We start from the raw sequence: 16,070 nt of genomic DNA, 5'->3' as shown, positions 1-16,070 counted from the left end.
GCCCCCTATTTTTGAAGTTGAACAACATTTCCGCCATTTAATTTACTTTCTTCGGCTGCATCTATAAATGCGCATATTGCCAGGGTTTCCTTTTCGTCAACCGGACTTACACCTGTTTCGAAAAACGGAAGGATCTTATCCAACAATGGGCCGTATCCCATAAATTGTCCCAAATGGACAATCTGATCTTTCAAAAAAACCGTTCCGCCAAAATCATCCTTTCCCTCGCGAATGCCCCGAAGTGAGGCAATTCTTCCATCCGCCCACTCCCCAACATAAAACGAGGTACCTTGTTCCTGAATCGTTTTTACCGAGCGGCATCCCGGTCCCATCAATGCAAATAACATTTCGACCCCATGGATACCATACCAATACAGATCCTTATGCGAAGGCTCCGTTACTGCCGGACAATAGACATCTGCGCCTATTACCTTAGTCCTATCCAACTCCTGAAGTCCGGTAATATAACGCAAGGAGCTTGATGAAAAAACAGGGCAACCGTAGTTTTTTGCCGCCTGAAAAATTTGGAAAGCGTCCCTATAGGAATTCGCTATTGGTTTATCGATAAATAAAGGTTTTTTAGCTTTGATTACTTGAAGTGCCTGCTCCAGATGAAGATTTCCATCATTTGTCTCCAAAAACACATAGTCTACTTTTTTCAATAGCTCGGCAATACTTGATACAATCGAAACACCGAGCTGTTGCACTTCAGCTGTAATTTTCGGAATACGCTCAATACTTAAGGGAATTGTTTTGCTTCCGTAGGGATAAGCCGCAACAACCCTGTATTTTCCGTAGGGATGGTTGCTAGCAGCCGTATTAATCGCTCTTGTAAAAGCAACAGCGTGTGTAATGTCTAGCCCAATGATCCCTATCTTTTTTACGTTATCATGCCCAGAGAACACCTTATTATTCGCATTAACGGCATAGGATAATCCAAATGCAAAGGAGGACATCAAGAATTTTTTTCTATTCATTTGATTCATTCAAAAGGGAAATAGCTGCATTGACTAAAACAGCGATTGATGTTTCGAAAGCCTTTTCATCCAGATTGAACTGTGGATTATGAAGACCATATTGTATGGTAGAATCGTCATTATTTGTACCTATCAACATAAACAGCGCGGGATAACGATAAGAATAATAAGCAAAATCCTCGGCTGCCATCCAGATTTCGAGATCTTGTGGCACACTATTCCCCATCGTCTCCGCAATAATTGTTTTGACTTTTTGCGTTAACGCGGGATCATTATAAAGCGCGGGATAACCATGCCGGACTTCAACTTCTACCTTTGCACCAAGCGATACAGGAAGCGTTGCCGCTATTTCAGCAACCATTTCCAGCGCCTCCTTGCGCCACACCTCATCCATTGTACGAAATGTTCCGGCTAATTTAACTTCCTCGGGAATAACATTGGCAGCACCATCTCCAATAAAACGACCAAAGGTCAATACAGACGGTACATCAGGGTTGGCTTTCCGACTGACAACTTGCTGTAATGTGGTGAGTAACTGCGCGCCGATCATAATGGGATCAACAGCCCGATGTGGCTCCGCAGCATGGCCACCACGTCCCTTAATGGTGAAATAGAACTCGTCGCTCGAGGCCATAAATCGCCCGGAACGTAAACCGACTTTTCCTACAGAAACACGGGGACTTACATGTAAACCCAGCACAGCTTTAATCGTTCCACCAAAAGATTCCAGAATCCCGGATTCCAAAACCTGAATCGCTCCGCCAGGAATCTTTTCCTCAGCAGGCTGAAATAGCAGAACAATTTTACCGGAAAACTCCGTTTTATAATCATTTAATATGGACGCCGCCCCCAATAGATTAGCCGTATGAAAATCATGGCCACAAGCATGCATGACACCACTATTCTTCGATTTATATCCCACATCATTTTGCTCGTCTATCGGTAAAGCATCAATATCTGCCCGTAATACCACAATATCATCACTCGCCGATTTTTGACCGGTTAGCACAGCTACAACACCTGTTTGAGCGACAATCTCAAATGGTATACCCAATTCCCCGAGTTGTTGCTGAATATAGGCGCTTGTCTCGTATTCTTGAAAGGACAATTCAGGATGCTGATGGATATGTCGGCGTATTGCAACGATTTTCGGAAAAATGGTCTCTATCTTGGTATTTAATTCTTTCAGTATTGGCTCGATCATCTGGATAAGTTTTAAAAGTTTAACACTTCAACAAGTTAAGCTAAAAATAACGTACATAAAAATAGAGCACCAATACCGTTATAATTATCCACCATACCGTCGGATTTCGAAATCCACGGTAAGCGGCTTTATCCTGAACCGGTACCTGAAAAGAATCGCCGGTCAACACAAGATTTTTTAACCTTGCTTCTGAGACCGCAGGTGTCAACAAACTGACTACTGCGCAAGCAATCATACAAGTCCAGAATACAATACCTGTCCTATTAAAAAACGGCATTTCAGGTAAGGCGTATTCCAAAAGTAAAGAAAGCGGAATTGTCAGTAAACCTGCTGTCAAAGCACCCTGCGATGTGGTTCTTCTCCAAAAAACCCCCATTAAAAACATTGTTGCAATGCCTGGCGTAAAAAGACCGTATAGATTCATCAAATAAAGGAAAACTGGTTTATCCGAATAACTGATCAGTACAACCGCACTTATGATTCCGAGCACGATAATAGCGACTCCGGCGCGCTTACCAAAACGGACTGCTTCGTAGTCACTTGCATTTTTATTAATATACTGGCTGTAGATATCGACGGTCAGAATGGTTGTACAGGAATTGATCGCTCCTGAAATATGGGACATGATGGCCGAAATTAACCCTGCCATCACCAAGCCAACCAGACCTTTGGGCAATAAGGTTTCAACGAGTGTCGCAAACAGTAAATCGGGCTGATCGAGATGCGGTAGGAATTTTGGAGCCACCAATGCCGGAATAGTAATAATCAAGGGAACCAAAAATTTAAGATAGTCACCAAAGATGACCCCCATGCGCCCATGCCATTCATTTTTTGCCGCCAATACGCGCTGCACAATAAATTGGTTCGTAGCACAATAAAACACGCTGATACACAACAGTCCACCTAAATACATGGTCCAGGGAAAGTCAGGATCAGATGCGGGATAAAACATTTTCCAATCCTTGGAGGATTCTACCACAGACTGAAAACCTCCTGCTGCATCGATGGTGGCAAAAGTTAATACTATTCCGCCCAGCACCAAAATGACAAGCTGTACCATCTCCGTCCATATCACCGCTTTTAGGCCGCCTAAAACGGTATATAAACCGGTCAAAATTGCCATTCCAAAAATACTGTATAAAATAGGAATGCCGAATAAAGCGTGCAGCGACAGACCGCCCAAATAAAGAACGGCGCCAATCTCCACAAAAACATAGGTAAACAGGATCAAAATAGCGTACAACACGCGGGTAGCGTTGCCGTATCTTTTTTCGAGGTACTCAGGAATCGTATAGAAACCGTTACGGATATAAAAAGGGAGAAATATCCATAACAATGCATTAAAACCGATAAGAATCGCTCCCCATTCCAGGGTGATCGCCACAAAACCGCGACTATAAGCAGCCCCCATGGCGCCAACGAGATGATGGCTGCTGATATTTGCCGCGATGATACTTCCGCCGATCATCCACCAGGGCAGCTTATCACCCGCAAGAAAATAATCCCGCTTCGAGGCGGAGTTTTTTTTCGAAGCATATAAGCCCAATACCACTATACCAATAATATATACGGCAAAAATAACGACATCAATCCAATCGAGTTTCATCGGTCAATAATGTTTGAATTCCTAATTTAGTTTGTTCAATAAGTATTTCAAGACCGCCGCTGGCATAGGGGCTTTGCCACACAGCATAAATATCCTTATCATAAAGCTCCTTCGGTGCGAGATACCCCACATAGCCATTCGCGATATTGATAAAAACGATCGTATGATCTGGAAATTGGGTTCTCACTTCGATTTGATAACAGGAATAGGCTTCGTTGGCCTGCGCCACCAACACGGCATCGCCCATTTTCCAGATCCACACCGGAATAATAGCTTCCTGTTGATCTCCAATGGATTTACGGGTATTATATTTCCGCCAAAGGCGATCTTTCATAACACGATCCGTACAGCGTTCGTATTCACTCAAAATTGCTTCGGGACTAGGCAGTTTTTTGTAAGGCACTTTAACAGCTAATACCCTTTGCTTAAAATCGATTGGAGCGGTCTGTTCCCGAAATCCCCAACAGGCCAGTGGAGCCCCCGAAATCAAGGATTCCTTAAAAACCCAATTTTTATGACTATGCTGTTCCTGGGCCAGCGTCGCGAGAACAGCATAACCCAACTGCTTTCCGTTAGCTTCGACCAGTGCTGGATCCTTTACATACTGTCTCCTTGGAGCTAAATCACCTGATGCGCCCTGTAAAAAAAGACAAGGCACGGATAACGAACGCTCTACAGTATTTCGCATTTCGCCCACAAAATCAGGCGAGAGCAGATCATTCTCGTGAGCAAAGCTGGTTGGGTGGCAGGCATAATTACAAATAACCGCTTTCAAGCTTTCAGTTTCATCATACAGCCGTCCGACCAACAAGGTTGTATCTGCTGCTTTCAATGGATTGTAACCAATCAGATAATGAGAATCTACTTCGAGATCGCGGTTGCTGGCCAAATCGCATACACCATAGTTCCAGGTTAAACTTCCCTTAAATAGCCCATTTTGTGCCATTTCAACACAAGATATCGCCTGTTGTTTGAGGAATTCAAGGTACGGCAAAATCAGTTCACCTCCAGGTTGCGCTGCATCTGTCGAACAGATACTAGGCCCCGCATGAGTATGCGATAGCGCAAAAATCAGCTGCGATTCAGCCAGATTGAAATGACTGAGCAATGCTAATCGTAAATTTTGTTCATCAGCGGCATTTTTCCACCAGCCTAAATCAGCGGTCAACAGAATTGCAGGCAAGCCATCGCAGGATTGCATATATAGACAATGCATCATCAAAGGCTGATGAACAGCCGTTGCCCGGTCAAATGCAGCCGCCCCCCAATTACGGGAATAGATGCCGATCGGAGGAGTAATATCACATTGGCTAAGTCCAAATCGTCCGTACAGACTACCCGTCGTTTCTTTCAAGAGGTCTTTCTGTTTCATACACTAAGGTCTAATCAAAGACAGTCCACCATCCATTACAATTGCGGTACCAGTCATATGTTTACAATTGTCCGAACAGATCCATAGCACCTGTTTAGCAACCTCTTCGGCTTCTATAATCTGACCAAGTGGCACCACAGCCTTTGCTTTCATTTGAAGTTCGGCGTTTGATGACCAAACCACTTTGCTCAACCCGGCATTGACATAACCTGGTGCAATCTCGTTGACACGAATTCCGTATGCTGCATATTCAAGAGCCATGGCCTGGCAAAGCATCCGCAGGCCCGCCTTAGAGACACTATAGGCCGGTAAATTTTGATGTACGGCATGTGCAGCCCAGCTACCCATAAAAATGATCGAGCCCGCAAGCTCAGTCTCCACAAATGACTTCGCACAGGCATTCGCCAGGAAGAATGAACCGTCGAGATTAACGGCCATTTCATTCTTCCATTCCTCGTTGCTTAACGTGCTGAAATCTTTAATAGTGACACATGCGGCATTCGCGATACAGATGGATATTGCACCCAACTCCTGCCTTATGCGTTTCACCCAGGCGTCCACCTGCCTGGCGTCTGCAACATCGACCTGATCATAAAACAAACGTGCTCCAGCATCATCCAACAAGGGCCACTGCGCTCTCGCCGCCTGTGGTTCAAACCGATCCGAGATGCATACAATTGCCTGCTGGGTCAAAAATGCTTCAGCCATAGCCCTTCCGATATCACCAAGTCCCCCACTGATCAATACGACTTTATTCTTATATTCCTCCATTATCGCTATTTTTAGACTACCAATCCCCTACACTACCGTCTTTATAGAAGGTTCGCTGCAATATTTCCTGTTGAAAAGGATGCTTCTTTACCTCTTCTTCATTGATTTCAATACCCAAACCGGCGCGCTTATTCGGCAGAACAATCCGCCCTTTCTCTTGAACTGTAAACCCTTCGGTAACCACGTCCTGGCGCCATTCAACGTCCTTATGCACACTTTCGCAAATAATATAGGATGGTGTTGCAAATCCCAGCTCAATGGAGGCGGCCGTACTCACAGGTCCCTGCGGGTTATGTGGCGCCATAGATACACGGTAAGCATCAGCCAAAGCTGCGATCTTACGCGCTTCAGAGAGACCGCCACAATGGGTAATATCAGGTTGAATCACACTCACTGCCCGCTTCTCGAGCATATCCCGAAATGCATGCACTCCGATCAAACGTTCGCCTGAAGCAATAGGTGTCGTCACTGCCCGTTGAATCAAGGCAATATCTTCCATGGTTTCTGGCCAACATGGCTCTTCAAAGAAATACAGGCCATATGGCTCCAATGCTTTCGCAAATTGCATCCCCATACGTGGGCTTGGCCGCGCATGGCAATCCACCATAATATCAATATCGTCGCCAACAGCGTCACGCATGGCCTTCACACAAGCTTCAGCATATTTAATTGGACGGAGACCTTCCAACGACATGGTCTCTGGGACAGCCATCGATTTAAAAGCGGTAAAACCCTCATCAACAGCTTTCAGCGCAAGATCACCAAACCGCTTGGCATCATCCGGAGCAGTCTCATAAAAATCCTCCATGCGACCTCCACCTAAATGACAATACAAACGGATATAATCACGCACACGGCCTCCCCACAGCTCGTGACAAGGGACATTGTGAATTTTACCTAGAATATCCCATAAGGCGATGTCAATACCACTGATGGCCGTGCCACGAACGATCCCGTTTCCATGCCAGAAGTGTTGTCTATACATCATCTGCCACAGGTATTCAATACGACGCGGATCTTCACCGATCAACAATTGAGAAATATCTTTGATTGCTCCGACCACACTTTGCGTATGCCATTCCAAGGTGGCTTCGCCCCAGCCCCAAAGTCCGGGCTGATCGGTAATAATTTTGACAAAAATCCAATTTCGCATGCGCGCATGGCACACAAAGGTTTCAATAGCGGTTATTTTCATAGTTAGGGTTTACAAACTTTTTATTACGCGTTCAGTTGCTTCTAAAGTCCGATCAATATCATCCTCCGTATGCGCAAAGGAGATACTGCCTTGTTTAATTGGTGCCGGGAAATTGAAAATCCCTTCTTTAATAAGCTTTTTACGATATTGGGTATCCAGTTCAAAGTTGTGGTTATCCAAAATATCATGAAAATTGACTGGCGCATGGTCCATAAAATATGTACAGAAGGCAGATCCTTGACGTGCGACATAAAATGGTACGCCTAATTTAGGAAATATTTCGTTATATCCCTGTTCCAAACGCGCACCAAGTGCTTCTACGTGCTCATAAACTCGATGCTCCGAGCTGCCTAATTTTTTCAATGTTGCAATTGCCGCGGCAGTCGTTAAAGGAAAAGCATTAAAAGTACCGGCAATCATCACCCGCTTCGACTTATCAGGATCTACAAAGTAATCCATGTATTTTTTCTTTCCTGCAATAACACCCAATGGGTAGCCGTTTGCAACCGCCTTTCCGAAAGTTGAAAGATCCGGCTGAATACCACAGATCGACTGATAGCCCCCCAGCGCATGTCTAAATCCAGTTTTCACTTCATCAAAGATCAACAGAAACCCATGCTCGTCCGCCATCTTGCGTAAGCCTTCCAGGTAACCTTCCTTTGGCTTTACAATACCGATATTCTGAAGAATAGGCTCCAACAAAATACAGGCAACATCATATTTTTGAACCACATACAGCACACTTTCCAAATCGTTATAGTTGACAATGTGGACTAAATCGCTGTGATTTTTGGGAACGCCAGCACTTAATGAATCGAATGGATATTCTCCCGGACTTTGATATGAGCCAACATCTGCACGTTGACTGATCACATTGCAGGCCACATCGTTATGCCAGCCATTGTAGCCCCCCTGCATAACAATCACATGATCACGCCCTGTTACTGCACGGGCAATACGGATCGCATGGTAAGTCGCTTCCGATCCTGTAGTTGTAATCTGCACACTCTCTACCGACGGAACAGACTGACAAAAAAGCTCCGCAAACTCACCTTCCAGTAACGTTGGCCCAGCCCCCATCAATACCTGCTGCTCCTGCAATGTCTGTAACACTGCGGCGTTCACATCAGGATCATTATGCCCCAAAAAGGATGCTGCAAATCCAGCCTGATAATCGATGTAGCTGTTCCCGTCAATATCTTCGACCAAACTACCATTCCCTTTGACGAAGCAGATATTCGGATCTGACTTCCGATTTAACGATACCACTCCACCAGGTATCCATCTTGCATTCTCCCGCAGTATCGCGGCTGATTTTTCATTTTCTTGCATGCCTATTAAAAGTTTTGCTATTTGTTATTGTTATAATTGGACGATCACCGCCACACATGTTGCAGTCATCAATAATTTGTATTTTAATACACCTTATTTTATGTATACCAAATTACAATATTTTTGTATACATTTAAAATAAATTTTAAAATTTTTAAAAATGAATATTCTCATTGAAGGACTTCTTTTTCCAGAAGGCCCCGCTTTCGACCGGGAGGGTGGTATATGGCTTGTGGAGAAAGAAGCAGGAAACTTGATCTATTACAAAGACAATCAGTATAGCAGAATAGCTGTGAATGGACATCCCAACGGAATTGCAATCGATAAAAACGGGATAATATGGTTTTGCGACTCACAACAAAACAGCATCCGTTGCTATGATCCCTTCGACAAAACCACGACGACAATAGTCAGGGAAATCGCAGGAAAGCCATTAAAAATGCCCAACGACTTATGTTTTGATACCGAAGGGAACCTACTATTCTCCTGTCCGGGAAGTGACCTCGAAGATGGCACAGGTTACATCTGCTGTCTACATAAACATGGTGCACTTACGAAGATCCACACAGGCCTTTTTTACCCAAACGGATTGGCCTTTGCAGCAGACAACTGCACACTTTTTGTCGCTGAAACAGGCACAAAATGGCTCTGGAAAATGCACTGGAACAGCTTGACACAACAGGTGGAAAACATCGAAAAATTCATAGAAACAGGCGGTAGTATCGGTCCGGACGGCATAGCTCTCACGCAGGACAATTATCTTTTTGCAGCGATTTATGGATCGCAACATATCCTATGCATTGATACCAAAAACAAGACGACCGAGAAAATACCTACGCCGGGGAAGAATCCAACAAATTGTGCTTTAGACCCAAAAGGCATTCAGGGACTTATGATTACAGAAGCTGAAAAAGGACAATTGTTGCAGTGGGACAGCACAAAAAAGGGTCTATTGTAAACAATAGACCCATTATAAAAATCCAAAAAAATATTAAACCAGTTCCAAGGCTTCTTGCTCACCCCGATCCAAATGATGAACCAAAGTGGTATAAGCTTTATTCCAGTCATCCGCTTTCAGCGCATCAACAATAGCTCGATGCTCCTTCTCCGTATCCAGATAATCTTCCATCTGCCCCATAATAGCCCCAAGCTTCATATGGAATAAGGGGATGTTACTATTCTTGTAAATAGCAATCAACCTTGAATTGCAAGTTCCCTCAATAATCCGCTCATGAAAACGAACATCCGCCTCGCAAGCCCCCCCATAATAACCTTTACTGACCATGTCAGAAAAATCGTTGCAGATCAGTTCCAAATCTTCGATAAGCTCTTTACTTTTCTTTGAAAACAGAATCTTTAATGCACCTATCTCCAACAGCTCACGCAGCTCACGAATATCCTTCACATCTTCGACCGTCATTTTCTTCACAAAACAGCCACCTTTTTCACCAAACTCAACCAGACTCTCCCCTGCTAAACGCATAAAAGCCTCACGAACAGCAACTCTACTCACCGCCATCTTATCCGCCCAAGCACTCTCCACCAATCTTGCCCCGCCAGCCAGCTGACTGGACAAAATTTTCTTACGTACTTCTAAATAAACTTTATAGGCAAGCGAATCCTCTTTCATATTGTATACAATTTTATGCAAAAATAAGAATACAAAATCATTAAAAAAATTTAAACAATGTATTCTTTAATTAATCGTTCCCTCTTGGGCTTCATACGGCCTTCCCGGCGACAAATAAATAGTTTCGGCTTTAGATTTCCAACTGGTGGTATGATTTCCTTTCAGGACATTTATATTAAAGCTACTATTTTTTAATGAACTTTTCATATTCCAGAAACCATCTTTCAAACCAACCACAACAACTTCATACTGTTGATCTCCCGGCACCACAAATTCAATGGGCTCATCAAGATATTGATTTGGTTTGGCCACCACCAGTAGACGATCAGCCACTCTTATGAGGTAATAATTCGCTTTTTCCTCCGAATACACCGGTAATTTTGAAGAGCCACTCTCTGTCATCTGAAAAACCGAAGCGTAACTGGCCTGATCACTTTCCTGCTTGGGTGAAACCATAATCCGTGTTCCCCTAGCCTCCGGCCAAGGAGACTTGACCTGATAAAGATCACCAAAAACAAAAGCAGTCGAATCACCCGAATACAATTTCACTGCACACTCTGTTAACTGTGGCTTCAGCAAATCAACATAAGTAGAACCGGCTGCGTTTTTAAATTTACTAGTTAACACAAAACCTGTTTCACTTCGTACCGGCTTTTCAAGCGTATTGATCTGCCAATAGGGTTCGAATTTCTTATCATTGGTCTTAAGCTCATCCAATAAGACAATGACAGCAGGCACATCCTTTCTCTTCAAATTCAAAAACAGGAAACTTTTTGCATAGGATTTTACTTTAGCCGTATATGCCGCCGTTAGATCCATATTGAAATAGCTATAGCTCGGCTGAATGGGATCGATACCAAATGCGGATGCCCTGATCTCTCCCGTATGGTACCAGGAATCATTTAACACCTCGTCAACCGTGCGCGGAAAACGCTGGCTAAACCGAGTCCCACCATCGTTTGTTTTGGTCCTGAATAAAAGCGGTTCCGCAGGATCACGCACCAACAGCATACTGTGTGCAACCGACCGTTTATTAAAGTTAAAATCATAAGGGGAACCATACGAAAGATACAGACCAAGATCACCAACCTGAATACCATGGTGATAAATCTGCAGTGCACCTGCATCGGCATGCTGATGATTGCCGAAATGATAACCGCCACCCTTAATTTCTGCAACCACATCGGAACTTCCGTTCTCTTCGCTCCAGCCTGTCCGGGCTACCATAGCCCCTAAAATAGGTCCAAAATCTTTCGTCAACGGCATTTTCTTGCGATCAAAATCAGGCTTCAATTTTGGATCATCCAAGAGGAGAAACAAGATTGGATTGTCGGGCAAACCGCCCTGTTTGACAAACTCAGCCTTAATTACCGGATTGCCTGAATAGGCATAACAAAGCAGCATGGTCTGTGGATTTTTCCAATAAAAATCAGCACTGCTGTTGTACTTTACATTGAACATATCGCCGTCGCGTAACATTTTTCCGTCAGGAGTACGCATATACAGCCAATAATAGGGCATATTCTTGATATTATCGTCAAAAACCGGATAACCGAGCATGCGATAATACAACCAGGCTCCATGCATTTCCCACCCAAAACGATAGCCACCGTAATCAACACCTTGATTATGGCGCGGAGACTGATACTCAAACTTGCGCATGGGCACCAACTCTTCCAAAATAGAATACGAAGTATACTTGTAAGGTACCGGATCCTCGTCATATAAAGCAATACTCATTGCCAGCAGATCGCGCGACACCTGCGCCTCATTCCCATGCCCATTGATAATACTTTCGATACCAAAAAAGGGAGGCCAGCCAATTTCCATATCTTGCGCCAGACGCATCATATTTTTATGCAGACTGGTCTTAACGTGCACATCCAATAATGCGTAGCACCAGTCATACACCAGTGCACCCGTATAAATTGCACGTCCCAACTCGCGTGTAATATCACCATAGGAAACATTCCCGAACTCCAACATCGTCAAGTATTGATCGGCCAGCCTGACCGCTTCCCTGCCTATTTTTTCGTCACCGGACATGAGGTAATAAAACGCTTTTGATTCAATAGCACGTTCGAGCTTTTCATCGTAAAACATTTCCTTATTCGAATCAAAAACAAATTGAACATGTTGTTGCGCAAGTGTTTTCACTTTCCCCCAAGCTTCCAGATGCTCCGCTTCTTCCAACCGCCCTTTAACGACGGGCAAAGACTCGTTGTTAACCCATAGTCTCGGGTGACCTGCGGGCGGAACAATCTTTGGTTTATAGTTTTCTGCTGCAGCTGGTGCAACCGGAGGCACAAAGGCATTAATCGAAACAGCTTTCATCTTAAAATAAGCGGGCAATCGCATGCCCACCGTCTGCTTCCCTTTCTCAAAATAAAATTTACCAAGATCTTGCTTCGCACCTTTAAAACTATCAAATACAATTCTTTTGGTCGATCGTGCAGCGCGAACATCAATACTCGCGTACAGCGTCATCATACCTGTTTTATCTGCAGCCTTAATTTTATCCAAATCGGTAACCTCACCTTCAGAAACCAAGGTATAGACACCTGCTGTCGGAACATCCACCTGCACCCGTAGGCGCTGTCCATTTCCTTTTATTGAAGTAACCTTTGCCTGTTGTCCATAGGAGGTTCCAAGGATCGCTATAAAAGCGACCCCCAGCATAGTACCTTTAACTTTTAGCCATATCCTTACACCCATATCCTTATTTTACTTGCAGCCTTTTTACACTGATCTTCATTTCTTTCGTGGTATTATTGACGCTATTTACATATACATAAGCATTGTATTTGCCATCAGCCGTTTGTACCCATATCCCGGATTCAGCTTTTAGATTAATCGCAAAATCTGGCGCATCAACAAACGATTTATCTTTCAAATCCACATCGTCCACAAATACACTGTATTGCAATCGTGCCAGTTGCTGGTCGCGCACCGTCCAAGCCTTCACAATTTTCGTTTTATTTGTCAACCCTACAGGTAAGGTGAAGCTCGGCAAATAGCCAGCATCCGTCGTGGGAGCAACCAAAGAATGTGCATAAGTCACCGTTGGCAATGCCCGGTACAAATAGACCAAATCAATCTTATCCGGGTTTGCTGCCGCTTCGGTAGCAGTATACCATTTTAGGTCGGCCACAGAAAAAAAGCAGGCCGCGCCGTCTTTTCCGATCAAGTCCAAAGCCATATCCATATTACGAATCGCATAAGCTTCGGTCTTCAACGCAATTTCCTGCCCATTACTGGACCTCGCCCTGAACGTAAAAGTAACCGATTTACCTTTTGCTGCTGCCGGTATTTTGTAGCTATAACGCAGCGTTGAAGCGGAGGTATCTTTTGTAAATTTCACCTCCATGCTATTCCCATTTACTGTAGCAGGGTCGCCAACAACAACACCCACATCTGCCCCCGTACTACTGGTGTAATACGATTTGTTTTCAAGTACAGTACCTTCATCGCCCGCAATACTGGCTTCTACAGAAATTGATGTAAGTTTCCCCTGATCCGGCAAAATCGCCGCAGCATAAGCAAAGTCCATGGTAGCCCCAACCACATTTGGTCCTAAAGAGCGCTTAATAATATCGTTTTGCAAACCATCTTTTGCTGTTGGAATTTCATAAGCCTCTTCTTTACAGGAACCGAACAACAAGAGCCCAAATCCGATGGACAACAGCCCTATTTTTAAATAATTTGTTTTCATCAGCTTACTTATTTTTGTACTGTCAAATAAACTTTATACGTCTTACGAACCTTTCTATTTCCAGACACGACAGTCCATTCACGTGGCGTATCCAAATTGGAAAAATCTTGTTTTCCTAAAATCTTAGGATCTAACACCGCATCGGTGACCAATGAAAATTGTGGGTATAGATTTTTCAAATCCGTACCAAAGAGCACCTCCACTTTTATGGTTTGCTCAACGGTATCCACCAACGCAGCTTTTGTACGTACCGTCTGAAAATCGGCGCCCAACAGTTCAAAACTACTGACATAACATTCCGACCTGGTCGTGATTAACAAACCATCCTCATCCATTGGATAATCATCCTTACAACCGGACAAGCTAACGAACAGCATACCGATTAAAAATAATGTATATTTCATTTTATTACAGTCAAGTGTTACCATATTATTTCCAAGGTATATTTTGTGTTAAATTCGGATTCCGCGAACGTTCTGTTTCCGGAATTTGATAGATATAACACTTTTGATAAGTCAATTCAGACTCATTGAAGAAAAAGCGTTCCCAATTATTTCCAAAACTATCCTGGAACCATTTTCCATCACCATAAGGTTTGCCAAACACTGTTTCCAGTTTACGCCATCTCCTCAAGTCAAATGCGCGCTGCCCTTCGCCAAACAACTCAACAATTCTTTCCTGCTCTATGGCATCGAAAAATGCATCACGAGACGAGGTTTTAGCTCCAGCAAGCGCAGGTAGGTTACCACGACGCCTAACCTTATTAACCAAATCAATTGCGTCCGCCTGTGGACCACCAATCTCATTGGTCGCTTCAGCATACATCAGGTATACGTCAGCAATGCGCATCAAAGGCCAATTGTAATTTCCATCACTACGTGCCACACCACCATAATTGCGCACAAATTTACGCGATTGCAATCCCGAGAGATTTGTGGTATTATCGGTAAAGGAAGTTTTGTAGGAGACACCGTTAACCGTCACCGCAGCTCCCCAAGTTTTGTAGATAAAGGGAATATAACCTGTGGTCTCCGTAGGGCTCATACTCATAATCAATTCGTAATCCCACAACAAAGTCGCTTTCATGCGATAATCGCGGTTACGGTACGACTCAGGGTTCACCGCTGAATTTGCCGTAGTACGTGCTGCAGGATTTTTCACCGGATCTAACTGAACCATCTTTGGCAAGAAATCTCCTGTAATGGTAGATTGGTAACGATCGGCCAATTCATAGCGCGGAATCGCCTGATTCTGTCCTAAAGACACCAATGGCCCCGTCCATACCCGCTGATATTCCTCACTTTGTTTTGTTCCCACACCGCCATGGGTAAGCACCATGACCATTTCCTCATCTTGGCTCAAGTTGCCGGTAGAAGGTATAAACATGTAGTAATAATTTGGGAGCACATCAGCCTTCCCCAATTCACCCCATTGACCTGGATCACCATTTCTAAACATTTTGATGCCAAAATCATTGATTACACGTTTAAAATCAGCAGCGGCCGCAGTATATGCCGTTTTAGCCTCTGTAGCAGATTGTACAAATCCATCCAATTCAGGCCATCCGTTTTTCTTCCACGAACCCCAATACAATTGAAACTTACCACGAAAGGCCAATGCAGCAGGCTTACCGGCACGACCAATTGCAGACCCCTTGTTGGGCAATTTGTCCACCGCATAGTTCAAATCAGCCATAATAGAATCTTTCAGCTGTGCAATAGGCATTCTCCGCACCGTATCAGCCTCTGCGGGAGCTGGTGCCGATTTATAAAAATAAGGCACATCACCCCATAGGGAAATCAATCTAAAGTATGCAATGGCGCGCAACAACTTGGCCTCCGCCACGATAGTTTCCAGGGTTTGTTTTACAGCATCAGTTTTTGCTACGGGCAACAAACGCGCATTGGTATTTTCGATCACAAAGTTAGAACTGAATATAGATCCATACAATGCTCTATACATTGCCGATGCACCGGAGCCATAATTCATCGGACTATTGACCGTTAATGAAATAGGCGCCGCACCAGTATTGTACATTTTAAGGAAATCTCCATGTCCATCGAAATGATAGTCGCGATCAAAACAAGGCCTAAATATGGAATAGTTCGCCATTAACGCAGCAAGCGCGTCATTTTCGTCCACCCAGAACGTTTCGGAGCTTGGCGTTGTTGTTGGATTCTGATTCAACAAATCTTTGCGACATGCGGACAAACCAAGAAGCAGCAAAGAAGAAATAAACAATATGTTATATATCGATTTCATAAGTTCAAA

The 16,070-nt window shown here is 44.0% G+C and carries 13 protein-coding genes; 1 reads left to right on the top strand and 12 read right to left on the bottom strand.

Translation table 11 applies throughout. The annotated features are described in order from the left end of the window. Positions 1-5 precede the first annotated feature (5 nt). Genes ACLCDV_RS09290 through ACLCDV_RS09260 form a run of 7 tightly spaced genes read right to left on the bottom strand, consistent with a single transcriptional unit; the run spans position 6 to position 8,457 of the window. Positions 6-977, bottom strand: coding sequence for a Gfo/Idh/MocA family oxidoreductase (locus ACLCDV_RS09290; protein ID WP_317667504.1), 972 nt, complete (start codon positions 975-977; stop codon positions 6-8). Further along, entirely contained in the window at positions 970-2,181 is a 1,212-nt protein-coding gene (locus tag ACLCDV_RS09285; RefSeq protein ID WP_411973497.1) for a M20 metallopeptidase family protein, read from the bottom strand. The genes ACLCDV_RS09290 and ACLCDV_RS09285 overlap by 8 nt, the downstream gene beginning before the upstream one ends. Positions 2,182-2,221: 40 nt before the next feature. After that, the gene (locus tag ACLCDV_RS09280) at positions 2,222-3,787 is read right to left on the bottom strand and encodes an SLC5 family protein (RefSeq protein WP_411973496.1); all 1,566 of its coding nucleotides are present in this window, start codon (positions 3,785-3,787) and stop codon (positions 2,222-2,224) included. Beyond that, positions 3,768-5,159 carry a hypothetical protein gene (locus tag ACLCDV_RS09275; RefSeq protein WP_411973495.1) on the bottom strand — a complete coding sequence of 464 codons (1,392 nt, stop codon included), beginning with the start codon at positions 5,157-5,159 and terminating at the stop codon, positions 3,768-3,770. The genes ACLCDV_RS09280 and ACLCDV_RS09275 overlap by 20 nt, the downstream gene beginning before the upstream one ends. Before the next feature lie 3 nt (positions 5,160-5,162). Then, on the bottom strand, positions 5,163-5,930 hold the full coding sequence (locus ACLCDV_RS09270) for an SDR family oxidoreductase (RefSeq protein ID WP_317667510.1): 768 nt from the start codon (positions 5,928-5,930) through the stop codon (positions 5,163-5,165). A gap of 16 nt (positions 5,931-5,946) precedes the next feature. After that, on the bottom strand, positions 5,947-7,125 hold the full coding sequence (dgoD, locus tag ACLCDV_RS09265; RefSeq protein WP_075991901.1) for a galactonate dehydratase: 1,179 nt from the start codon (positions 7,123-7,125) through the stop codon (positions 5,947-5,949). A gap of 9 nt (positions 7,126-7,134) precedes the next feature. Further along, on the bottom strand, positions 7,135-8,457 hold the full coding sequence (locus ACLCDV_RS09260) for an aspartate aminotransferase family protein (protein ID WP_075991900.1): 1,323 nt from the start codon (positions 8,455-8,457) through the stop codon (positions 7,135-7,137). 160 nt (positions 8,458-8,617) lie between these two features. Here ACLCDV_RS09260 and ACLCDV_RS09255 point away from each other — a divergent pair, with 160 nt between their 5' ends. Further along, the gene (locus ACLCDV_RS09255; protein ID WP_294349130.1) at positions 8,618-9,415 is read left to right on the top strand and encodes an SMP-30/gluconolactonase/LRE family protein; all 798 of its coding nucleotides are present in this window, start codon (positions 8,618-8,620) and stop codon (positions 9,413-9,415) included. A gap of 33 nt (positions 9,416-9,448) precedes the next feature. Here ACLCDV_RS09255 and ACLCDV_RS09250 read toward each other — a convergent pair whose 3' ends face one another. From ACLCDV_RS09250 to ACLCDV_RS09230, 5 genes are all read right to left on the bottom strand, one after another. Further along, positions 9,449-10,087, bottom strand: a complete 639-nt coding sequence (locus ACLCDV_RS09250) for a GntR family transcriptional regulator (protein ID WP_201670606.1) — start codon at positions 10,085-10,087, stop codon at positions 9,449-9,451. Between the two features lie 66 nt (positions 10,088-10,153). Beyond that, a complete protein-coding gene (locus ACLCDV_RS09245) occupies positions 10,154-12,802 on the bottom strand; it encodes a hypothetical protein (RefSeq protein WP_411973494.1) in 2,649 nt (882 codons plus the stop codon). 4 nt (positions 12,803-12,806) lie between these two features. Further along, positions 12,807-13,799 carry a DUF4466 family protein gene (locus ACLCDV_RS09240; protein WP_293955354.1) on the bottom strand — a complete coding sequence of 331 codons (993 nt, stop codon included), beginning with the start codon at positions 13,797-13,799 and terminating at the stop codon, positions 12,807-12,809. Between the two features lie 8 nt (positions 13,800-13,807). After that, complete coding sequence (locus ACLCDV_RS09235) at positions 13,808-14,203, bottom strand: hypothetical protein (protein WP_046676362.1); 396 nt, start codon at positions 14,201-14,203, stop codon at positions 13,808-13,810. A 25-nt stretch (positions 14,204-14,228) separates the two neighbouring features. Beyond that, a complete protein-coding gene (locus ACLCDV_RS09230) occupies positions 14,229-16,061 on the bottom strand; it encodes a RagB/SusD family nutrient uptake outer membrane protein (RefSeq protein WP_294184570.1) in 1,833 nt (610 codons plus the stop codon). Between the last annotated feature and the right edge of the window lie 9 nt (positions 16,062-16,070).

The organism is Sphingobacterium sp. Lzh-3 (assembly GCF_046764375.1).
Lineage (GTDB): Bacteria > Bacteroidota > Bacteroidia > Sphingobacteriales > Sphingobacteriaceae > Sphingobacterium.
Note: the sequence above shows the minus strand (reverse complement) of the source record. Positions and strands in the feature narration are given on the sequence as shown.